Here is a 23,027-nt window from a genome sequence, read left to right as displayed (position 1 = left end):
CTGGTTCCCACCAGGCAACAGGGCAAATTGGCCAAGTTCGGGTAAGTGGTTTTCCCAGCGCCGCGCCTTGGTATAGTCCTGCCATCGCCCATTTCAACAAAAAGGATTTGCGCCATGACCGACTACCAGGCTTTCCATGTCGAACTCAATGACCACGTCGCTCACGTGCAGATCAACCGTCCCGACAAGGTCAACGCCATGAACGCAGCGTTCTGGCGCGAGATCGTCGAGATCTTTCAGTGGGCCGATGATACCGAGGCCGTGCGCGTGGTGGTGCTCAGCGGTGCCGGCAAGCATTTTTCGGCTGGCATCGACCTCAGCCTGCTGGCCTCGGTGGCCAGCGAACTGGGTAAGGACACCGGTCGCAACGCCCGCGCCCTGCGACGCAAGATTCTCGAGATGCAGGCCTCGTTCAACGCCGTCGACCACTGCCGCAAGCCTGTACTGGCCGCGGTGCAAGGCTATTGCATCGGCGGTGCCATCGACCTGATAGCCGCCTGCGACATGCGCTATGCCGCCGCCGATGCGCATTTCTCCATCAAGGAGGTGGACATGGGCATGGCCGCCGACGTCGGTACACTGCAACGTTTGCCACGTATCATCGGCGATGGCATCCTGAGGGAACTGGCCTACACCGGGCGCAAGGTCGACGCCGAGGAAGCGCGCAGCATCGGCCTGGTCAACCGCGTTTACCCTGACACCGCCAGCCTGCTGGAAGGCGTGTTCGGCATCGCCCGGGAGATCGCCGCCAAGTCGCCGATCGCGGTCAGTGGCACCAAGACCATGATCAGCTACATGCGCGACCACAGCATCGCCGACGGCCTGGAATACATCGCCACCTGGAACGCGGCGATGCTGCAAAGCACTGACTTGCGCGTGGCCATGGCCGCGAGCATGAGCAAACAGACACCGCAGTTCGACGACTGATATCACACAAGGAGCCCCTGATGTCTCAACGCTGGACCACCGCAGTACTGGATACCAGCCAGCCCGGGGGCTGGGCCGTGGCCCGTTGCGCCCAGGGCTTCGCCTTCGACGCCAATGGCGTGCTGTTTCCCCGTGAATGGCTGAAAAAGCAGAACCTGGAAGTACTGGCCGAGCACGGCATCGGCCATTTCGACGGCGAGCCGGTGTACTTGCTGGAGCTGCACGGCGCGGCCGAATGGGAAGGGGTGCAATGGCAAGGCCTGCGCCAGTTCATGATGCAGGGCGACTTCGATACCTACAAAATGCTCGCCTATGCCGCCCAGATCGGCACCTGGGCACGCGAACATCGTTTCTGTGGCAGTTGTGGCCAGGCCATGACCCAGATTCACTGGGAGCGCGCCATGTACTGCCAGGCGTGCGACCTGCGCAGCTACCCGCGTATCTCGCCGAGCATGATCGTGCTGATCACCCGCGGCGACGAGATTCTGCTGGCCCGTTCACCGCGCTTCGTCACCGGTGTCTACAGCACTCTGGCAGGCTTCGCCGAACCGGGCGAGTCGGCGGAAGACTGCGTGCGCCGCGAAGTGATGGAGGAGGTGCAGGTCACGGTCCGCAACATCCGCTACATGGGCAGCCAGTGCTGGCCGTTCCCCCATTCGATGATGCTGGGTTTCCACGCCGAGTACGACAGCGGCGAGATCGTGCCCCAGGCGGACGAGATCGAGGATGCGCAGTGGTTCAATGTGCACGACCTGCCGCCGTTGCCGGCGTCGCGGTCGATCGCCCGCTACCTCATCGATCACTACGTGGCCGAACGGCTGGGCCTGCCTGCGCCGGTCCTCCCGGGCTGACATCGGTCCCACGGGGGCCGCTTCAGGCGAACCAGTGTTGCCAGGCCAGGCGCACGGTGAGCCCCAGCACCACGGTGATGAACACCGGGCGAATGAACTTCGCCCCACCGCTGATGGCGCTGCGGGCGCCGAAGAAGGCCCCCACCATCAGGCAGATGCCCATGCTCAGGCCGATCAGCCAGTCCACGCTGCCATTGACGATGAACACCACCAGCGCCGCTGCGTTGCTGATGAAGTTCATGCTGCGAGCCACGCCGCTGGCACGCACCAGGTCGATGGGGTACATCAGCATCGAGGTCACGGTCCAGAAGGCCCCGGTACCGGGCCCCGCCACGCCATCGTAGAAGCCTAGCGCCAGCCCCTGAGGAATCTGCCGTTTCTGCTTGATCACCGCATGGCTGTCCACCGGCCCCTTGGGCGTGCCGCCGAACAGCAGGTAAATGCCACAGGCGAAGACGATCACCGGCAGCATCTTGTTCAGCCACTCCGAGGGCATGTAGTGCGCGGCCACGGCGCCGATCAGCGAGCCCACCAGGGTGAAGATCAGCGCCGGCCACCATTCACGGGGGTGGAACAGTTTGCGGCGAATGAACGTGAAGCTGGCGGTCGCCGAGCCGAAGGTGGAACTGAGCTTGTTGGTGCCCAGCACCAGATGCGGTGGCAGGCCGGCAGTCAACAGCGCCGGGGTGGTCAGCAGTCCACCGCCGCCAGCGATGGCATCGATGAAACCGGCCACGAAGGCGACGATGGCGAGAATGAGCAGGGTAGTGGGGTCGGTACTGAGTTCGAAGGGCATGGGGTAGATCATTGTTTTTGGCGGGGCGCGCATTTTAGCCCCTTGGGGCGTAAAAAGCTCGCTGGCACGCCAGCGAGCTTCCGGCTCAGGACAGGAAACCACCATCTACGTTCAACGCCACGCCTGTGGTGTAGCTGGACGCATCACTGGCCAAGTACAGCACGGTACCGGCCATTTCGCTGGGGGCGGCGACACGTTTCAGGGGGATCTGCGCCAGAGCGGTGTTAAGGATGGCGTCGTTCTTGACCAGTGCCGAGGCGAACTTGGTGTCGGTCAGGCCTGGCAGCAGGGCGTTGCAGCGGATGCCGAACTGCGCGCACTCCTTGGCGAATACCTTGGTCATGTTGATCACCGCAGCCTTGGTCACCGAGTAGATGCCCTGGAAAATCCCTGGTGAGATGCCGTTGATGGAAGCTACGTTGATGATGCTGCCACCGCCGTGCTCGCGCATCAGCTTGCCGGCTTCCACCGACATGAAGAAGTAACCGCGAATATTCACGTCCACGGTCTTCTGGAATGCGCCGAGGTCGGTGTCCAGCACGTTGCAGAATTGCGGGTTGGTGGCGGCGTTGTTGACCAGGATGTCCAAGCGCCCGAACTGCTCGCGGATGGCGGCGAACACCTGCTGGATCTGCTCCATCTCGCCAATATGGCAGGCGATGGCGGTGGCCTTGCCACCCTCGGCGATGATGGCATCGGCCACTTGCTGGCAACCGTCCAGCTTGCGGCTAGAGACGATCACATGGGCGCCCTGTTGAGCCAGCAGTTTGGCGATGGCTTCGCCGATACCGCGGCTGGCGCCGGAAACGAAGGCGATCTTGCCGTCGAGGTCGAACAATTGCGTCTTGGACATCTCGGTTTCCTTACAGGGTGGAGTGCTTGATGACGTTCAGGCTCATCTGTTCCAGCAGCGTGTTCATGTGAATGAACTGGGCGAAGCGCTTGTCCTGGGTCTGGCCATGGAAGAAGCGGTAGTAGATCTGCTGCACGATGCCGGCCAGGCGGAACAGGCCATAGGTGTAATAGAAGTCGAAGTTGTCCACCTGAATGCCGGCCCGTTCGGCGTAGTAGTCGACGAATTCGCGGCGCGTCAGCATGCCGGGTGCGTGGCTGGGCTGGCGGCGCATCAGTTGCACCGGCGCCGGGTCATCGGCCTGTATCCAGTAGGCCAGGGTGTTGCCCAGGTCCATCAGCGGGTCACCCAGGGTGGTCAGTTCCCAGTCCAGCACGCCGATGATCTGCATCGGGTCCCGGGCGTCGAGGATGACGTTGTCGAAGCGGTAGTCGTTGTGCACGATGGCAGGCTTGGGGTGGTCGGCCGGTTGCTTGTCCGCCAGCCATGCCTTGACGCTGTCCCACGCCGGGGCATCCGGGGTGCGGGCCTTGTCGTAGCGGTCGGTCCAGCCACTGATCTGCCGCGCCACGTAGCCCTCGGGCTTGCCCAGGTCGGCCAGGCCACAGGCGGCATAATCCACCTTGTGCAGGTCCACGAACTTGTCGATGAAGTTATGGCACAGGGCGCTGGTCTTTTGCCGGTCCAGGCCCAGCTCGGCGGGAATGTCCGAGCGCAGGATGATGCCTTTGACGCGCTCCATCACGTAGAACTCGGCACCGATCACCGATTCGTCGGTGCAGTGCGCGTAAGCCTTGGGGCAATAGGGAAAGCCGGCGTTGAGCTGGTTGAGGATGCGGTACTCGCGGCCCATGTCATGGGCAGACTTGGCCTTGTGCCCGAAGGGCGGGCGCCGCAGGACGAACTCCTGGTCGGGGTAGGTGACCAGGTAGGTCAGGTTTGAAGCGCCGCCAGGGAACTGGCTGATGACGGGCGTGCCGGTAAGGCCGGGAATCTGCGCCTTGAGGTAAGGGTCGATGCGTGCGGCATCGAGCTCTTCACCGTTGCGCACGGCGGTGGACTGGTCGGTTAGCGCCATGGTTATCCCTTTTGCTTATTCTGGAGGCGTCAGATCATTGAACAATCTAATGCGCGGCAGGGCAGGGGACAAGGGCGGCAGGGTGTTATTGGCGGGGGTGTTGCAGGACGATCAGTTCGACCGATGTAGCCGCTGCCTTCGGCAGCGGCTACAGGCGCAACCTTAGTTCAGACCCAGCTTGCCACGCAGGGTGGACAGGTCTTCAGCCAGGGTGTTGACCGGGCCGATGAGGGCCTTGCGGTCAGCGTCCTTGACCTTGTCATAGGTCTCGTAGCCGCCGTCCTTGGTCTTGTACTTGGCCAGGATCTTGTCCACGGTGCCGAAGTTTTTCTCCACCTTGGTCACGAAGGCAGCGTCTTTCTTCTGCACTTGTGGCTTGAACAGTTCGAAGATTTTCTTCGCGCCGTCAACGTTGCCTTGGAAGTCGTACAGGTCGGTGTGGCTGTAACGGTCTTCTTCACCGCTGACCTTGGTGGCCGCCACTTCTTCCATCAGCGCGGCCGCGCCGCCTACCACTTTCTCAGGTGGGAAGGTCAGGCCGGCCACGCGGGTCTGCAGGTCCTTCACGTCGTTGTTCAGCTTGTCAGCCAGGGCTTCCAGGCCTTTGGTGGTCTTTTCCGAGTACAGGCTGTATTCCAGGCGGTGGAAGCCGGTGAAGTCCTCGGCGGTTACGCCCTTCTCGTGGTCGTCGACGCGGGAGTCGATCGAGGCGTCCAGGTCGCTGAACAGCTCGGCGATTGGCTCGATGGATTCATAGTGGACGCGAGTCGGGGCATACAGCTTCTTGGCGGCTTCCAGGTCGCCTTTCTTGATGGCATCGGTGAAGGCCTGGGTCTGGGTGCCCAGTTTGTCCAGCTCATCAGTCACGTAGATCTTGTAGTCGGAGATCGGCTGGACCAGGTCCAGGGCCGAATTGTCGGCGGCGAAGGCCGAGACCGGAGCGTGCAGCAAACCAAGGGACAGCAGCAAAGCGAGTGGCGACTTCTTCATGAAAGGATCCCCGATGTTGTCAAAGACTTAAGCGTTTTTGGTTTTGGAAGCTTGCAGCAACGAACGACCGATGAAGTCCTGGTCGTTTTTTACCCCCGGCAGAGTGAAGAAATAACCGCCGCCCATGGGCTTGAGGTACTCCTCCAGCGGCTCGCCGTTTAGGCGGGTCTGCACGGTGATGAAACCTTTTTCCAGGTTGGCCTGGTAACAGATGAACAGCAGGCCCATGTCCAGCTGGCCGTTCTTGTTCACGCCATTGGAGTAGTTGAACGGGCGACGCAGGATCAGGTTGGCCTGGGACTCGGGCGTGCGCGGGTTGGCCAGGCGAATGTGCGAGTCCAGCCGGGTGAGCTTGCCTTCCGGGTCTTTGTGGTAGTCCGGTACGTCATGCTCGGTGGTGCCATCGAATGGTGCGCCGGTGATTTTCTTGCGGCCGAAGATGCTTTCCTGCTCTTGCAGGGGGGTACGGTCCCAGCGCTCGACGAAATTGCGGATCAGGCGCACGGCCTGGTAGCTGCCGTTGGCGGCCCAGGCCGGCTCTTCGCTGCCCGGTTGCACCCAGACAATGGCGTCCATGGCCTTGTTGTCGTTGGAGTCCGGGTTGGCCGAGCCGTCGCGGAAACCAAGGAAGTTGCGCGCGCTTTCGGCCGGCTCGCTGGGCTTCTTCGGCGCTTGGGCCGGCACGGTGCCTTCCTGTTTCCAGCGCACCAGCAGCAGGTCCGGCATGTTCTTGACGATGTCACGCAGGGCGTGAATGTTGGTGTCCGGGGTGTTGGAGCAGAACTGCAGGGTCAGGTCGCCGTGGCACAGGGCAGGCTCCAGGGCGTCGTTGGGAAAACCGACCATCTGGATCAGGTGCTTGGGCTTGGCGTGTTCCAGGCCGAAACGCTCGTCGAACAGCGAGGCGCCCACCGACACGGTGATGGTCAGGTTGTCCGGGGTGACGACCGGGCCCAGGATGCCCGAGTCCACAGGTGGCAGCTTCGGATCGATCTCCTGCACTTCGCCGCCGGTCATCAGGAACTTGATGCGCTGGTCCAGCAGCTTGAACAGGCGCTCCAGGTCCTTGTGGTCGGCCGCCAGCACGTCGAAGGCCACCATCATGCCGGCCGCCGGGCGCGGCGTGACGATGCCGCTCTGGTGCAGGCCGTGGTAGTCGTGGCGGTCCTGGGTCTTGTCGCTTTTCGGCGCTTCAGCCACCTGGGCCTCGCCGGCCGCCATGGCCGGGCAGCTCAGGGCGCTGCCGGCCAGGGCGACGCCGGCGGCGCCCATGCCCATCAATACACGGCGCCGCTGGGCGTCGACAGGGGTGTTGCTGTTTTTCGAGTCGCTCATGTGTGTCTGTCGTCTGTGTTACAGGGCCGAGAGGCCCAGGGCGGGATCGATTCCATCGAGTGCATCGGCCAGTGCCTTGGCCTTGTCGGCGATCTGCTTGCGCTGATCCGGGCCGACCTTGTCGTACGCGCGGTAGGTGTCGCCGTCGCGCAGGCTGTCGAGCTGGGTACCCAGGTCGTTCAGCGCCGTGTCGATTTTCGGCAGCAAGTCGGCCGCCGACTTGGCCAGCAATGGCCGCAGCAGGTCGACCACTTTGCGCGCGCCCGCCAGGTTGGCGGCGAAACCGCTCAGGTCGGCGTGGCTATAACGCTCTTCCTCGCCGTTGGTGCGTACCTCGGCCAGGCTGCGGATATTGCGCGCCACGATGCTGACCAACTGCTCGGGCGGCAGGTTCTGCGCCAGCAGTTGGGTTTTCAAGGCAGCGACGTCGGTGGCCAGCTTCTGCGCCACAGGGGCCAGGCCGTCCAGGCTCGACTGCTGGAACAGGCCGTATTCCAGGCGGTGGAAGCCGCCGAAGCCTGGGTCCTGCTCACGTTTCTCGTAGTAGTCGGCACGGGCGTTGATGGCGTTATCCAGTTCCGAATAACGCTGGGCCGCGGCCGCCAGGCTCTGGTAGGCACTGCGGGCCGGCACATAGGCGGCGCGGGCGGCAGCCAGGTCACCCGCGGCAATGGCCTGGTTCAGGGCGTCGACGCCACGCACCAGCGCGCTGCCTTGCAGGCTCAGGTACACGCGGTATTCGGACAGTGGGCCGATGAAGGCGACCATGGCCGGGCGGGCCTTGGCGCTGGCTTCGGACTCGGCGGTAGGGGTGACCTTGAGGGTGCCGCGCGGGTTGCTTAGCAGGCCGCAGGTGATGGCGTAGTCGCCTGGCGCCAGGTTGGCGTTGATCACCTGGCTCATGCCCGGGGTAATGTTCTCGCGCTCTTCGACCACCAGCACGCCGTCGAGGATCTCCCACTCCACCGCGCGCTCGGATTTGTTGACGATGCGAAAGCTCGCATGCCCGGCCGGGATGGTCAGGGCGTTGGGCTCGCAGCTGTGCGGGTGGATGTTGACGACGATTTCATCGTGGTTGGCCTGGCGCTTGGACGAGGCCACCTGAGAGGCGTAGTAGAACAGTGCACCGGCGGCGAGCATCACCACCACGGAACCGGCCACGGCCACGCGCAGCACGCGTGGCGACAGGCCTGGGGCTTGATTGGACATTGACGGAAGAAGCCTTAGGAGTGAGTAGCGGGAGCCGGCTTGCGCCCCACGGGGGCGCTGGCGGGCAGGAAGAACATGATCAGGGCAAACACCAGGTACAGCAGGTACGCGCCCAGGGTGCTGATGGTCGGGGCGTCCTGGTAACCGAACATGCCGGCCAGCACCGAGCCCACCGGGCCGTCCATCGGCAGCACCGAGCTGACGTCGAAGACCACGTCCTGCAGGGAGTTCCAGACACCGGCTTCATGCAGTGCCTGCACCGAGTTGGCGAGGATGCCCGCCGCCACCACCAGGATGAACAGGCCGGTCCAGCGGAAGAACAGCGACAGATTCAGGCGCATGCTGCCGGTGTAGATGCCGAAACCAACGGCCACGGCCAGGATCAGCCCCAGCAAGGCGCCCAGCGGCGCGCCGGCGCCTTCGCTCTGCTGGAACACCGCCAGCAGGAAGAACACGGTCTCCAGGCCTTCGCGGGCCACGGCGAAGAACACCATGGCCACCAGGGCGATGACCTGATGGTTGGAGTTGGCCAGGGCGCGGTCCATGGACTCGTGCAGCGAGTGCTTGATGGAGCGGGCTACCTTGCGCATCCAGAACACCATGGAGCTGAGGATGACCACCGCCACCAGGCCCACCAGGCCTTCGAACAGTTCCTGCTGTTTCTGCGGGAACTCGGCACTCATCAACTCCAGGCCACCCCCCACCAGCAGGGCGATGGCGGCTGCCAGGAACACGCCGATCCACACGGCAGGCATCCACTGGCCGCGGCCGGTCTGTTTCAGGTAACTGGCAATGATGCCAACGATGAGCGCGGCTTCAATCCCTTCGCGCAGCATGATCAAGAATGGAACCAGCACTTCGCACCACAATCTTAAGAAGGATGCTAACTTGTAACATAATGAGACTCATTATTGAACTGCGTCGCCCCCTTTTTGCGAGGGTTTCGCGCAAATTTTATGAGAAGGGCTGGCAATAGGCCGTCAGTTTCGGCTAGCGCTGACAGGGGTGCTGGCTAGCAGCAGACAAAAAAAGACCCCGAGCAGGCACCCAGGGTCTTTTTTGTTACAGCAAATGTATCAGCCGGGAAACAGTTCGCTCAGTTTCATGGCCAGCATCATGTCGCCTTCAGCGCGCAGCTTGCCGCCCATGAACGCCTGCATGCCGTCGGTTTCGCCGCTGACGATACCTTTCAGGGTTTCTTCGTCCATCACCAGGGTCACCTGGGCGTCCGGGTTCTCGCCTTGCTGCAGTTCGCAGGTCTTGTCCTTGACGATCAGGGAGAAGTGCTTGGTTTCATCGATGCGAAAACCAAAGACCAGGTCCAGACCGGCGGCGGCGGAGGGGTCGAATTTGGCCTTCATGGCTTCTACGGCGGTGTCTAGGGTGCTCATGGTTCGATCCTTTCTTTGAAGGGCTAACGACAGGGGTGTGGCAGGGCCGGGCTCATCGATAGGTGATGAGCTCCGGCGCCTTCAGCAGTTGCAGGTGAGTGTGACTGTTGAAGGAAGCCAGGGCTACCTCGCGGCCACGGAATTTCAGCTGGCTGAGCGAGGTGTTGACGATCTGCCAGTTCAGCTCGAAAGCCTGGGCGGCAGAGATTCCGGTAATCAGGTGCAGCAGGGCGGCGATGGTGCCGCCAGAGGTGAACACGGCGATGTTGGCCCCGCTGCCGGCCTGGTCCAGCAGGCGGTGCAGCCCGGCCTCGACGCGGGCGACGAAGGCGGCCCAGCTTTCAGTGTCCGGGCTTGGGTGCTGCCCACCGTGCCAGCGGCCGATCAACAGCGAGAACAGGCGCTGGAACTCACTGCGGTTGTGGGCTGCGTTGCGCAGGGTATGCAGCGCTTCGGGCTCGTGGGGCAGCAGGTCAGGCAGCATGGCGCGGATGACCGCTTCGGCATCGAACTCGTTGAATGCCGCGTCGGTGTCCACGCCAAGATGGCTGGCGCCCATGGCTTCCAGCGCCAGGTGGGCGGTGGCCTGCTGTCGGCGCAGGCTGCCGGCCACGCACCGGTCCAGCGTCAGCCCCAGGTCTGCCAGGTGCGCACCCAGTACCTGAGCCTGGCGCATGCCCAGCGGCGACAACACGTCGTAGTCGTCGGCACCGAAACTGGCCTGGCCATGTCTAATCAGAAAGATGCTGCCCACGTCCGCGTCGTCCGGGTACGTTGAAAGTGCCTTGGAGGTTATGGGGCTTGCGGGGGGCTGTCAATGAAAAAACATACGCTTGTTTGAATTGGGGTTTGGCAGTGGCGACCGTGGGAGCGAGGGGGGCGCCGAGCCCTTGCTCGCGAAGCGCCGCGCGGGCGGCGCACGGTTTCGAGGGTGCCGGAAAAACCAAGGCATGCACATGGAGGCCCTGACCCAAACTCCAGGCGGACAATCAAGGCGGACCAGGCAATGGCACAGACATAACTGGCCCGAAACAGATGTAGGAGCTCGCGAAGCGCCGCGCGGGCGGCGCACGGCCTCAAGGGCGCTGGAGAAACCCAAGCCATGCACCTGGCAGCCTTGATACGGTTCCAAGCCGAAAAAACAAGGCGGACCAGGCAATCCCACAGACATAACTGGCCCGAAACAGATGTAGGAGCAGAGCTTGCTCGCGAAGCGCCGCGCGGGCGGCGCACGATCTCAAGGGCGCCGGAGAAACCCAAGCCATGCACCTGGAGGCCCTGATACGGTCTCAAGCCGGAAAAACAAGGCGGTCCAGGCAATGGCACAGACATAACTGGCCCGAAACAGATGTAGGAGCAGAGCTTGCTCGCGAAGCGCCGCGCGGGCGGCGCACGATCTCAAGGGCGCTGGAGAAACCAAGGCATGCACCTAGAGGCCATGATGCGATTTCATGACAGGCTCTTAGGGCCCCGCTGGAGATCTCATCATGGCCACCAAGCGCTAGTCGATGGTGTTGTAGCGCCCTTGAGACCGTGCGCCGCCCGCGCGGCGCTTCGCGAGCAAGCTCTGCTCCTACATCTGTTTCGGGCCAGTTATGTCTGTGCCATTGTCTGGACCGCCTTGTTGGTTTGGCTGGGGATTGGGTCAGGGCCTCCATGTGCATGCCTTGGTTTTTTCGGCGCCCTTGAGACCGTGCGCCGCCCGCGCGGCGCTTCGCGAGCAAGCCCGCTCCTACATCTGTTTCGGGCCAGTTATGTCTGGGGGATTGCCTGGTCCGCCTTGTTGGTTTGGCTGGGGATTGGGTCAGGGCCGCCAGGTGCATGCCTTGGTTTTTCCGGCGCCCTTGAGACCGTGCGCCGCCCGCGCGGCGCTTCGCGAGCAAGGGCTCGGCGCCCCCCCCGCTCCTACATCTGTTTCGGGCCAGTTATGTCTGTGCCATTGCCTGGACCGCCTTGTTGATTTGGCTGGGGATTGGGTCAGGGCCTCCATGTGCATGCCTTGGTTTTTTCGGCGCCCTTGAGATCGTGCGCCGCCCGCGCGGCGCTTCCCGGGCAAGCCCGGTCCCACGTCTGTTTCGGGCCAGTTATGTCTGTGCCATTGCCTGGACCGCCTTGTTGGTTTGGCTGGGGATTGGGTCAGGGCCGCCAGGTGCATGGCTGGAGATATCCGGCGCCCTTGAGACCGTGCGCCGCCCGCGCGGCGCTTCGCGAATGTCTGTCAGATTACCTGCGCCACCCAACCGTTAGACACCCGCCAGATACTCCCCGTAGAATGAGGCTTTGAAGCCTTTGAGGTACCCCCCGTGGAGTTTCTCTCCGAGTACGCGAGTTTTCTCGCCAAGACCGTCACCCTGGTGCTGGCGATCATCGTGGTGTTGACCGCCATCGCCGCCCAGCGTGGCAAGGGCCGCCGCAAGGCTGCCGGACAGTTGCAGGTCAGCAAGCTGAACGATTTCTACAAGGGCCTGCGCGAGCGTCTGGAGTCGGCGCTGCTGGACAAGGACCAGCTCAAGGCCCTGCGCAAGCAGGAAGCCAAGGCCGAGAAGAAAAAGGCCAAAAAGAAAGCCGAGACCAAACCGCGGGTGTTCGTGCTGGACTTCGATGGCGACATCAAGGCCTCGGCCACCGAGAGCCTGCGCCATGAGATCACCGCGCTGCTGACCCTGGCCACGGCCAAGGACGAAGTGGTGCTGCGCCTGGAAAGCGGCGGCGGCATGGTGCACAGCTATGGCCTGGCCAGCTCGCAACTGGCGCGCATCCGCCAGGCCGGCGTGCCCTTGACCGTGTGCATCGACAAAGTGGCCGCCAGCGGCGGCTACATGATGGCCTGCATCGGTGAGAAGATCATCAGCGCACCGTTCGCCGTGCTCGGTTCCATTGGCGTGGTGGCGCAGTTGCCCAACGTCAACAAGCTGCTGAAAAAGCATGACATCGACTTCGAAGTCCTGACCGCCGGCGAGTACAAACGCACCTTGACCGTCTTCGGCGAGAACACCGAGAAGGGCCGCGAGAAGTTCCAGGAAGACCTGGACGTGACCCACCAGTTGTTCAAGAACTTCGTTGCCCGCTATCGCCCGCAACTGGCGATCGACCAGGTGGCCACCGGTGAGGTGTGGCTGGGTATTGCCGCGCTGGAGAACCAGCTGGTCGACGAACTGAAGACCAGCGACGAATACCTGGCCGAGCGCGCCGCCCATGCCGAGGTGTTTCACCTGCACTATGCCGAGCGCAAGAGCCTGCAGGAACGGGTCGGCATGGCCGCCGCCGGGGGCGTCGAGCACCTGGCTTCGCGCGTTTGGACCAAACTGTCGCAACAGCGCTTCTGGTAAAGCGCGCTCGGGTGCCTGGCCTGCCAGGTATCCCTTCCCCCAGCAATAGATACCGCCTTGCCCCACGCGCGGAATGGTTTCCTGAGGTCCTTCACAAGCCTCAGGAAAATCATCCCCATGTCTGCAGAACCTATTGCCGCACCTACCCCCCTTGCTCACCATGACCTGATCAAGGAAACACTGCCCGCCTGGCTGACGGGTGCTTCTTCGGCACTGCGCAAGGCCTATCTGGCCAGTGCAGGCACCAGCCTGTACTCAATGCTGGCCGCCCAGGCGCGGCTGGCCCAGTTGCAATCCCCCCTCGATTTCGCCCGGCCTTTGCTTCAGGCCGAACTGACCCGGCTTTACCCGGACGTGCGGGTCGATGTCGACCAGCATGTGCTGGTGCGCACGACCTACACCAGTGGTATCCGCCTGGATGGCGGGGTGGTGACCGGCGAGCTGCACGCAACCCAGCAGACCTTGCTGGAAGCGGCGCTGGTCAACTTCGAGCCCCATGAAGCCCAGCGCATGGAGCCATCACCGGGCTACGCCGTGATCCTGCCCGTGGGCGAGCATCGGTTTGACCTCGATGACAACTACAAGCGCACCTACCGTTACCACCCCTCCAAGGTGGTGGGTATCAGTGCTGAGGGCTTTGCCGCGCTCTGCCGTTCCCTGGACCTTGGGGCGCGCTACGAAGAGCACGTTGTCCGCACGCTCAACCCGCGCATGCACAGCACCCAGGGTGTCGATAACGAGGCCGACGGGGTGACCGCCGACCTGCTGTTTTCCCTGCGGGACGAGTTGAACGTGCAGGCGCACATTGCTCGCATGAAGGGCGGCGTGGACGACGACGCTTATCAGATGCTGTTGGCCGTGAGCGGTCCTGAACCGGAAAAGGCCCGCTGGAAGGGCAAACCGCTCAGCTTTTGTCAGGTGACCCTGCTCGATGCGCTGGGCCGCCTGCCTTACTCGTTGCTGGGCATGGCCGTGATTCGCTGCGCTGACACGGGCGCCTGCGTGGTCTACAGGCCGGGTGAACCGGACCATGTGTTCCAGCAGTACGCCAGCGTCGACGCTTTCGCCACCGCGCTGCGCGCCAGGTTGCGCGACAGTGGCTACCAGACCTATTTCCGCCGGTTCGTGTTACGCCGCGACCAAGTGCCGTTCCTGAAACGCCTTGATGACGTGCTCCGGCCTGAACCGCTCTTTGGCGGTATGCGCCTGCCCGACCCGAATGCCAACCTGGACCTGAAACTGACCCCCCACGACACCTCGCTGCTGCGCATGCTGCACCAGCACATGCTGTCCAAGGTATCCATCGATGCGCGCATGGCGGTAGTGCCCACGGCCATCAAGAACCGCGAGGAACGCGATGCCCGACTGGCCTATTACCTGGGGATGGAAATGAACGCGCTGACCCTGGCGTCGTTTTTCGTGCCGGGGGTCGGCGAGTTGATGGCAGTGGCAGGGGCTGTGCAGCTCATCGATGAAGTGTGTATTGGCGTTTCCGAATGGCGGCACCACCAGCGCACGGAAGCGGTGGCGCATTTCATCGGGGTGGCCGAGAATCTTGCCGCGGTGGCGGCCACCGCGGGCGCCGCCCATGTGCTGCAACGGTCGGTATTCGTCCGGGACATGGTGGTCGTGAAGGACGGCGCCAGGCCCCGGCTCTGGTACCCGGACATCAAGCCCTATGAAAGTCCGGTGGCACTGCCGATCGACGCGCGGCCCAATGACCTTGGCCAGTATGAAGTCGCCGGGCGGACCTATGTGCGTATCGAGGGGCGGGTGTATGAGCAGGTGCGCGACCCGGTCAGCGGCCATTGGGAGGCCGTCCACCCCGTCGACAAGACGCGCTATCGCCCGCCGCTTCGCGACAATGGCGCCGGGGCATGGCGCCATGAGCACGAGTCGGCGCTGAACTGGAAAGGACCGCGGTTGCTGCGCCGCCTGGGGCCGTTGGCTGAAGGGTTGGACGATCTGGCATTGGAACAGGCTCGCCTGGCCAGCGGGACGCCGGAGGAGCAAGTGCGTGATTGCCTGGTCAATGACCGCCAGCCGCCTGCGCTGCTGGGCGAGAGCCTGCGGCGGTTTCAGGTGGATGAGCAGGTCGAGGCCCTGATAGAAGGCATCCGTGAACATGTACCGATTCCGTCCGCAAACAGCTATCCGGCACTGTTGTTGGTGAAGCTGACCGGCTGGCCGGTGGAGGTGGGGGTGCGCCTGACCGCAGAAGCGCTGCCTGGCACCCTGTACGAGGCGGTGGCGGGGCAAACCACCGAAACCGTGACCATCACCCGTCAGGAACTGGAAGCGGGACGGCTGGCCGAGCGGGTCGTGGCGCAGTTGAGCACTACACGGCAGGAACAGTTGTTCGGCAGCACGGTCGCCAGCAGTGCCCAGGCGCGGACCGACGTCCTTGGCCAGCGGCTGGCCGATGAGGCCCGGCGCGAGCGTGCCGCCATCTTCGGCAGCATGGACCAGGCCCGCCAGCCTGAGCCCGACGAGGGTGCCCAGGCGCTGCTGGAGGCGTTTCCCGAACTCAACGCCAGCCTGGCCCGAGGCATCGTCGGGCAGGCCACTGATGCCGAGCGCGGTGTGCTCACAGCCACCCGCCAGCCGCCGGTGGTGATGGCCGAGGCCGCGCGCCTGGCCATTCGCGAGGCGCGCCTGGGGCGTGCCATCGATGGCTTCTATCGGCCGCAGTTGCTCAGCACTGACACGGCCCGCCTGGGCGTGCGCGGTATGTCATGGCTCAAGGGGTGGACGGGCAAGGTGCGCCTTGAGCTGCGCGAGGGCACTACCCATGGCGAGTTGCTGGTAAGCGCCGGTGATGGCACCGATGCAGAGCGCAAATACATCCTGCGGCGCGGCCAGCGGTACCAGGCCATGGACGAAGCGGGTCAGGAGCTGGGTAACGAGCAAGGCCTGTTCGCCGCCATCCTGCGTGCCCTGCCCGACAGTGAGCGCGAAGCGCTGGGCCTGAAGGTCAGTGACAGCGATACGCTGTTGGCGCAGCTCACCCAGGTTGTGGGGGAAGACCGTGAGCGTGCCAGCCGAACCCTTGGTCAAGTGGTGGAGGTGGCGTGGATGAAGCCGCGCACGGTTCGGGTTGAACATATCGAATACCAGGGCAGTGGCCGCGGTTCGAGTACACCCCTTGAGCGCTTGCGGGCGCTGTACCCCGGCCTGAGCGAGTTGGACTGGGCGACCCTCAAGGCCGAGTGGCGTGCGCAAGGCAAGAACCTGGAAACCCACGCGATGCAAATGGAACAGGAGTACCGTGTGCTGGATCGCTCGTTGGCTGACTGGACACGTCAGGCTTCCAGCCGTGTGAACGAGCAGGGGCAAGCCATCGGGGTGCCTGAGCAGAGCCGTCGCCAGGTGGCCGAGCGGATCCGTGAAGTGTGGCGCCGTGAAAGCTGGCATCCGTCCCCGCTCAACTTCGTGCCAGCGCTGACCCTGGACCTGCGCGGCATGGAGGTGGGGGAACTGCCGGTAGTAGTGGCCAATTTCGAGCATGTGCAGACGCTGCTGCTCAACGACATGAGCATCACCTCTGACGCCGAAGCCGCGGCACTTGAACTGTTCCTCAGGCAGTTCAGCAACGTGCGGTCGGTCCGGTTGTCCGGTAACCGTCTGACCCGCGTGCCCACGACGCTCGGCCAGGCGCGGGAGCTGACGTTCCTGGACCTGGAACACAACCGCATCAGTGAAGCCAGCGGCGGCCTGGAGGCCCTGCGCGGCGCATCTCGTTTGCAGCAGTTGTTGCTGCAGGGCAACAGCCTGACCCTGGACGCACGGTCGCTGGAAATATTGGCCAGTTGCGGCGACCTGCGTGAGCTGGCGGTAGAGAACAATGCGGTACGCCTGGACACCCACGGCTTTCGCCGCCTCGCCAGCCTGCGGCGCCTGACCTACCTGCGCCTGGGCAATAACCAGATCACCCTGACGGCCGAGAGCGTCGAAGCCCTGGTGTGGGTAAACGGGCTGCGGGAGCTGGACCTGCGTTACAACCCTCTGGAGCTGGCGCCACGGGTCACTGGCATGCTGCGCCTGCAATTGCTGAACCTGCGCAACACCGGTATCAGCCAATGGCCCGTCGGCCTTACCGAGCTGATGTTCGACCCCGGCGCACGCTTGCAGGCCCTGGACCTGGCGAACAATGCCATCGTCGAGGTGCCTGAGCTTGCCGGCAGCCACTTTGCCGAGCAGTACCGCCTGGAAGACGGCGGTGAGCTGGATGAAGACTATTCGTTCTCCATTGCCAACAACCCGTTGTCAGACCAGGCTCATGAGCGCTTGGCCGCCGCCCGCCTGAACCCGGGGCCCAACGGCGCGGGGCTGGTGGTCGACGAAGACGGCCTGCTGGCCGGCGAGCGCCATCAGGACCGCTGGTTGCAGGGCTGCCCGGAACCGCTGTTGTCGAGCATTCGCACGCTGGAGCGCGACCCGGAGGCCAATCATCTGTTCTATGTGATGCGCCGCTTGATCGAGACCCAGGAGTTCCGTGTGCGGGGCGATGCCGCGCTGCGCGATATGTGGGACGTGCTCAAGGTGCTGGTCGCGCCGACGGCTGAGGACGCGTCACTGGGGTTGGTGGAACTGCGTGCCCAACTGTTTCAGTTGGGTGAAGACGCCGCCACTACGTGCGGCGATGGCATCGCGTTGCTGCTGCAGCGCTGCAAGACACTGGTCACGGTGTGGAAGGCAGCGGCAACCGCGGCATCCCGAGGCGAGCAGTTGCCGTGGGGCCTGTTGGAGGTGTCCCGCAATCTGTACCGTCAGTCGCTGCTGGAATCGGTGGCCAATGACATCTACATGTCCCGCTCGGCCCGTCGCCAGTTATTGCTGGTGGAAGGTGAAACCGCGCCACCGCTGTACCCCGGTGACGACCTCGGCGATGGCGACTTGCGCAGCCATGTGCCCGACCGCGCGGAAATCATGCTCAAGCTGAAGATGTCATTGGGCGCCCGCCTGAACCTGCCGGAGCAGTACGGCGGCATGATCTACGAGGCCTACGTCAGCGAACGCGTGGTGGCCGCGGCGGAGCGGGACGTCAAGGCACTGGAACGCACCAAGGGCAGGCCCGGGTTGAAGCAGTGGCTGGTGCGCCAGCGTTACTGGACCCGTTACCTGGAGAAAATCAACGCCGAGCGTTTCGACGCGCTGCTTACCTGGCGGGCGGACGCTTTGGAGTGCATCGAGGGCCTGGGTGAGCTGCCAGCCTCGCGCACCGGCACGCCGCCATCTGGCCTGGTCGACGAACTGCAACTGCAATTACCCGGGCGCCTGACGGTGGTGGACGGCGTGATTCAGCCGGTGAGCCTGACGGAAGGCGAGCGCTCGCGGCTGATGATCTGGCTTGGCGAACGCTTCGTGCTGCGCCAGGCAGCGCTGGTGCTGGAGTTGACCACGCCGTTGCTGCCGAACTGATCGGCCCGCCACCCTTACCCTGGCGCCCGCCGGCCATGCGGGCGCCTTCTAGTGCAGGAGCACACCATGTCCACCACTTCGAACGGCGCCTCCACTTTCGTGGGGACGCGCCACGACGGCCTGTTGGCCGCCAACATCCCCGCCTGGCTGCGCGACGCGCCTCAGGCCCTGCGCCAGGACTACTGGCACTGGGCGGCCGTCAGCCTGCGCAGCAGTGCCACCGTGCAGGCGTTGCTGGTCCGGGTGCAGACGCCTGATACCTTCGCCGAGGACCAACTGGTCAACGCGCTGGCCCAGCAGTTCAACCGCACCGTCGCCGTGCGCGACAGCGAGCTGGTGTGGTTGCACCATGAGCCTGGGCTGCCCAACCTCACGGACCGCCAGCGCACCCGGGTCACCCGGCACAACCTGTTGCAGGCCGCCATGGCCAACTTCGCCCCCGACCAGTTGGAGGTGACGGCATTCGGTCCCGGTTCCGTGATTCTGCCCCAGGGCCGCTACAACGAACACCGACACCCTGCCTTTCTCGAGGCCGACCGGCTGGGTATCGAGCCCCGGGCTTTCGCCCGCCTGTGCCGCGAGCTGGATCTGGGCGCGCGTTATCAGCAGCACCTGGTCGAGACAGTCGGCCCCGCGCTAGCCAATGAAGGTGATGATGCGCAGGCCTGGCGAGTGCGGGTGTTCGAACAGCATCTGCAGGCCGAACTGCAGGTCCGCGCCCGGGAAGCCCATTTGCGTGGGTGGCTGGGCGATGATGCGTTGCAATGCCTGCTGGGCACGCCGGGCGCGACCTGGCAGGGGCGGGCTGTGCAGTGGGGCAGCCTGCGGGTGCTGGTTACCCGCCACCATGACGGTTTCGCGGTGCAGCCGACCGTGCTGATGCGCCAGGCTGGCGAGGAACCGGCGCGTTGCCTGGTCTATACCCCCGGTGACGGGCCGTTGGCACTGCGCGAATACCCCGATTGGCAGGCCCTGTGCGAGGGGTGGCGACTGGCGCTGCTCGATACCCAGGCCAGTGCGCGCCTGCAGGGGCGGGTGGGGCAGGGGCAGCAGGCCGAGTTCGCCCGCCGCCTGCTCGACACCTTGCAGCCGGCTGGCTGGTTCGGGGGCGAGCGCCGTGTAGATGCCACGGCCGACCTGGGCCTGCGCTGGGCCGCCAGTACTGGGCCCGTGGCGGCGCAGCTGCGTCGGCAATGGCTGGAAAAAGCCCTGGGCGATGCCCGCACCTGGGTGGTCCCTAGCGCCGAGCAGGACCGCCAGGCCCATGCCGCGCTGATAGCGCGCCTGCAAGCCACCGGCATGAACCTGGCCACCCTGGGGGCACTGTTCGTTCCGGGCCTGGGCCTGGTGATGGCCGCAGTCGGTGCCGTGCAGTTGCTGCGTGAAACCTACCAGGGCGTGGATGACTGGACCCATGGCCAGCGGGCCGAAGCCCTGGGGCATTTTGCCGACGTTGCGTTCAACCTCGGCTTCATCGCTGTCACCGCGGGCGCGGAGCGGCTGGGGCAGGCGCCGGCGTTCGTCGACGGCATGCTGCCAGTGGTATCGCCAGACGGCAATCAGCGTCTGGTCGCCCTGGACCTGGAAGCGCTGGCGGTCAGCGACGAGCCGCCCGGGCAAACCCCAATGGATGCATCGGGGCAGTACCTCCATGAAGGCCAGGCATACATCTGCATCGATGGGCGGTGGTACCTGCATGCCGCGGACCAGGGGCGTGACTGGGTACGCCCGCCTCAAAGCGATGCCGACTGGAAGGTGGCCATCCAGCACAACGGCCAGGGCGGCTGGCGTGCCACTCACGAAAACCCCGCGCAGTGGACCACCGAGCAACTGATGCGCCGCTTCGGCCCGGCACTGGAGGCTGTCGATGCCCCGGTACTGGAGGCCGTGCGCCGTGCCAGCGGCTTGAGCCGTGAGCGCCTGGTGCGTTTGCATCTGGATAGCCAGCCCCTGCCTGTGGAAGCTCAGGCGGGCCTGGAGTACCTGGCGCTGGCGCCGGTGGCCACGCCAGCCAGCCTCGGTGCAAAGCGCCTGGTACAGCAGTTCAGCGGGTTGTCCGCGGCGGCCGCCGACGCCATCGCCGGTGGCGCGCGACGCGGCGAACGTCAGGTGTTGGCGGCCGGCCGGGTGCCGCTGCGGTTGGCCGAGCAGGGGCACCTGGCCCAGCGCGAGGCGCGGTTGAGCCAGGCGCTGCTGGCGCTATGGCGGCCCGCAGGCCACAGCCGTGCCGCTGACCGGCTGTTGATGGCCGGCGCTGCGCGGTTGCCCGGTTGGCCAGCCGAAATCCACCTGTCGCCTGGCGAGGCAGCAGGCCAAGGGGAGGTTGCCCAGTGGCTATGGCGGCAACTGTCAGAGGCACAGCGCGTGGCGCTGGAATGCCCGGATGCCATCCATCTGCGGCAGAAAGTGTTCGAGCACCTGGCGGCCGACCGCACGTTCGCGGCGCAGGCCATTGGCCAGGTGCGCGTGCTGCCCTGGCTGCGTCCGCCCGCGCGCCAGGCGGGCGGCCTGTGGGGTTACGCCTTGAGCGGCCGCGGCTCGCTGCTCGGTGGTAGCCGCCTGCGCAGCCGCCTGCAGCGCCTGTACCCCACGCTGGACCTGGTCCACCTGCAGGAAATCGAGGTAGGGCTGGGTGACAACACCGAGCTGGGCCTGCTGCAACTGGAAGCCGAATTCGGCCGCCTGAATGCCGCCCTGGAGCACTGGCGCCAGGCCCTGGTGGACGTGGCCGATGACGGGGCCGGGGAGCGTTTGCAGGCACGGGTGACGGCCGCCGACATGATCCGCCGCGCCTGGCAGCGCGACACGGGACGAGCCTGGGGTGAAGAATGGGAGGGCCTGGGTTACATGCTGGATCTCAGTGACCTGGACATGGGCGACTTGCCGGCGCTGGAGGCGGATTTCAGCCATATCGACCTGCTGATCCTCGACAACGTGGGTTTGCACGCGGACCCGTCGCCGTTTCTGGAGGCCTTCACTCACTTGCGTGCCCTGGACCTCACCGCGAACCAGTTGCCCACCGTGCCCGCCGCTGTCGCGCGCATGCCCTGGCTGAGCAGGCTGCATCTGGACCACAATGCCTTGCAACCGCACGAGGCATTGTTCGCGCCCCTGGCGGGCCTGCAACACTTGCAATATCTGTCCCTCAACGACAACCCGATGACGCTGCCCGCTACCGCGATGCCTGCCTTGGGGCCCTGGGCAGCTTGCGTCAGTTGCACATGGACAATTTCGCCCAGGAACTGACGCCTGCCCATATCGTCCAGGTGGCGCGGCTGGCGAACCTGCGGTTTCTCAGCCTGCGTGACAATGACTCGCACCTGGGGCGGCAAGGGTTGCTGGCACTGGGGCGGTTGCCGCGCCTGCAAGCCCTTCGCCTGGGGGCCAACACCCTGGCGCCGGATGCCACCCTCGCCGGCTTTCCGGCCTTGCGTGAGCTGGACCTGGAGGGCTGTGAGCTGGCGCATTGGCCCGATGGCCTGTCCGTGTTGATGAACCGGGTGCCCTTGCGCCTGCAATGGGTGTCGATGCTGGACAACCCCTTGGTGGAGCTGCCGCCGCTGGCACACCTGAGGTTTTTCCGCGGGCCGCGCGACCCAGGCATGCAGCCGCTGGACATAGAGCAGGGCAACCTGGACAACACCGCCTTGCAGCGCCTGTTGGAAGCCGATATCGAGCCGCACCTGGCGCCGCCGCTGGTAGGCGGTGCATTGCCCCTGCAGGGAGCCACCTGGCGCCCAGGGCTGGACGAGCCGCTGCGCCATACGGTGGATGAGCTCGACGCCTTGCCCCAGGCCCAGGACTTCCTGCAAGCCCTGGACCGGCTGGCTACTTCACCCGCCACTGCGCGCGCCCGTGCGGCCATGCGACAACGTATACATGAACTGCTGCGCGCCATCAGTGTGCCCGTGGCGGCGGATATCGAGGCGGGCCTGAGCCACCTGCGTGACGACCTGTTCGCCCTGGCCGATGATGCACTCAATACCTGCGGTGATGGCCTGGAACTGGTGTTCAACCGCTGGGAAACCCGCGTGCTGTTCTACCGCGCCAGCATGGCCGTGGTCGAAGGCCCGGGGGCATTGCAGCCGGTGGTCGATATGGCCCGTGGTGTGCTTCGCGGCGAACTGCTCGACGAGCGCGCCATGGCCATCATGCGCCTGCGCGCTCAGCGGCGCACGGCGCTGTTTCCCGAGGCCCACTTGCGCGCAGCCTACGCCCATGAAATCGCCGAGTTGACCCCTGAACGGTCAGCCGCGGCGCCCGCGCTGGATGCGCTGGACGACCTGGTCGACCTTGACTTGGCGGCGTTGCCCGACGAAGCGGAAATGCGTCTGCTGCTGCGCCGCTCACTGGCCACGCGCCTGGGCTTGCCACTTCAGCCTCAGCCGCTGCTGTACGGTGAGCTCGCGTCCGCGCAGATGATCGACCGCGTGGCCATCTGGGTCGAGCAGCAGGCCACCCCCGAGCGGTTGCTGGACTGGCTGGTGCATCAACCCGCCTGGCGCGATTTGCTGAGCCGGCGCTCACCGTTGCCCTTCGAGCAGGTGCGCGAGCACTGGAGCAGCGGGCAGGACTACTTGTTCGAACTGGGCCGGCCACAGCCTGAGATCCAGCCATTGGCAGCGGATGTATGGGCGGTGATCGCCGACCAGCCGCCCGCCGGCGATCAGCCGGTCATGCCGGACATGCACTTGAGCGAAGCAGATCAGGAAGCGGCGCGCCAGCGCCTGAGCACCGCCGAACGCGCGGCAGTCGACGCCCTGGTGCGCACCATGACGCAGCAAACCCTGTAACAGCAACGGCCAGCCCCGGAACAGGACTGTGGCTGCCACGGATCACGCTGCCCT

Annotated in this window: 15 protein-coding genes; 6 read left to right on the top strand and 9 right to left on the bottom strand. The window is 64.8% G+C overall.

The annotated features are described in order from the left end of the window. Nucleotides 1–114 precede the first annotated feature (114 nt). Together QBK88_RS21490 and nudC are read left to right on the top strand one after the other, a co-directional pair. Entirely contained in the window at nt 115–927 is an 813-nt protein-coding gene (locus tag QBK88_RS21490) for a crotonase/enoyl-CoA hydratase family protein (RefSeq protein ID WP_277963627.1), read from the top strand. 20 nt (nt 928–947) lie between these two features. Further along, nucleotides 948–1,778: an NAD(+) diphosphatase gene (gene nudC, locus QBK88_RS21485; protein WP_277963626.1), complete on the top strand. Its 831-nt coding sequence runs from the start codon at nt 948–950 to the stop codon at nt 1,776–1,778. 22 nt (nt 1,779–1,800) lie between these two features. Here the strand turns inward: nudC and QBK88_RS21480 are convergent, their stop codons facing one another. From QBK88_RS21480 to QBK88_RS21440, 9 genes are all read right to left on the bottom strand, one after another. Then, on the bottom strand, nt 1,801–2,574 hold the full coding sequence (locus QBK88_RS21480) for a TSUP family transporter (protein WP_277963625.1): 774 nt from the start codon (nt 2,572–2,574) through the stop codon (nt 1,801–1,803). An 85-nt stretch (nt 2,575–2,659) separates the two neighbouring features. Next, on the bottom strand, nt 2,660–3,427 hold the full coding sequence (locus QBK88_RS21475) for an SDR family oxidoreductase (RefSeq protein WP_158153696.1): 768 nt from the start codon (nt 3,425–3,427) through the stop codon (nt 2,660–2,662). A gap of 10 nt (nt 3,428–3,437) precedes the next feature. Continuing rightward, a complete protein-coding gene (locus tag QBK88_RS21470) occupies nt 3,438–4,505 on the bottom strand; it encodes a phosphotransferase family protein (protein WP_277963624.1) in 1,068 nt (355 codons plus the stop codon). Between the two features lie 162 nt (nt 4,506–4,667). Further along, nucleotides 4,668–5,495: an iron uptake system protein EfeO gene (gene efeO / locus QBK88_RS21465; RefSeq protein WP_277963623.1), complete on the bottom strand. Its 828-nt coding sequence runs from the start codon at nt 5,493–5,495 to the stop codon at nt 4,668–4,670. A 27-nt stretch (nt 5,496–5,522) separates the two neighbouring features. After that, nucleotides 5,523–6,830, bottom strand: coding sequence for an iron uptake transporter deferrochelatase/peroxidase subunit (efeB, locus tag QBK88_RS21460; RefSeq protein WP_277963622.1), 1,308 nt, complete (start codon nt 6,828–6,830; stop codon nt 5,523–5,525). An 18-nt stretch (nt 6,831–6,848) separates the two neighbouring features. Next, nucleotides 6,849–8,039, bottom strand: coding sequence for an iron uptake system protein EfeO (gene efeO, locus QBK88_RS21455; RefSeq protein ID WP_277963621.1), 1,191 nt, complete (start codon nt 8,037–8,039; stop codon nt 6,849–6,851). Between the two features lie 14 nt (nt 8,040–8,053). Further along, on the bottom strand, nt 8,054–8,896 hold the full coding sequence (gene efeU, locus QBK88_RS21450) for an iron uptake transporter permease EfeU (RefSeq protein WP_277963620.1): 843 nt from the start codon (nt 8,894–8,896) through the stop codon (nt 8,054–8,056). A 219-nt stretch (nt 8,897–9,115) separates the two neighbouring features. After that, the gene (locus tag QBK88_RS21445) at nt 9,116–9,430 is read right to left on the bottom strand and encodes an SCP2 sterol-binding domain-containing protein (protein ID WP_268143615.1); all 315 of its coding nucleotides are present in this window, start codon (nt 9,428–9,430) and stop codon (nt 9,116–9,118) included. 52 nt (nt 9,431–9,482) lie between these two features. Continuing rightward, entirely contained in the window at nt 9,483–10,184 is a 702-nt protein-coding gene (locus tag QBK88_RS21440; RefSeq protein ID WP_277963619.1) for a histidine phosphatase family protein, read from the bottom strand. 1,549 nt (nt 10,185–11,733) lie between these two features. On the opposite strand from QBK88_RS21440, the gene sohB reads away from it, so the two are divergent. The 4 genes from sohB to QBK88_RS21420 all read left to right on the top strand — a co-directional run bounded on the left by sohB (nt 11,734) and on the right by QBK88_RS21420 (nt 22,973). Next, nucleotides 11,734–12,759 carry a protease SohB gene (gene sohB, locus QBK88_RS21435; protein ID WP_277963618.1) on the top strand — a complete coding sequence of 342 codons (1,026 nt, stop codon included), beginning with the start codon at nt 11,734–11,736 and terminating at the stop codon, nt 12,757–12,759. A gap of 117 nt (nt 12,760–12,876) precedes the next feature. Next, nucleotides 12,877–18,180, top strand: a complete 5,304-nt coding sequence (locus tag QBK88_RS21430; RefSeq protein ID WP_277963617.1) for a dermonecrotic toxin domain-containing protein — start codon at nt 12,877–12,879, stop codon at nt 18,178–18,180. A gap of 66 nt (nt 18,181–18,246) precedes the next feature. Next, on the top strand, nt 18,247–21,426 hold the full coding sequence (locus QBK88_RS21425) for a dermonecrotic toxin domain-containing protein (protein ID WP_277963616.1): 3,180 nt from the start codon (nt 18,247–18,249) through the stop codon (nt 21,424–21,426). Beyond that, nucleotides 21,402–22,973: an NEL-type E3 ubiquitin ligase domain-containing protein gene (locus QBK88_RS21420; RefSeq protein WP_277963615.1), complete on the top strand. Its 1,572-nt coding sequence runs from the start codon at nt 21,402–21,404 to the stop codon at nt 22,971–22,973. Before QBK88_RS21425 ends, QBK88_RS21420 begins: the two co-directional genes overlap by 25 nt. The last annotated feature ends 54 nt before the right edge of the window (nt 22,974–23,027 follow it).

This window comes from Pseudomonas sp. RIT-To-2 (assembly GCF_029623465.1).
GTDB classification, from domain to species: domain Bacteria; phylum Pseudomonadota; class Gammaproteobacteria; order Pseudomonadales; family Pseudomonadaceae; genus Aquipseudomonas; species Aquipseudomonas silvicola.
Note: the sequence above shows the minus strand (reverse complement) of the source record. Positions and strands in the feature narration are given on the sequence as shown.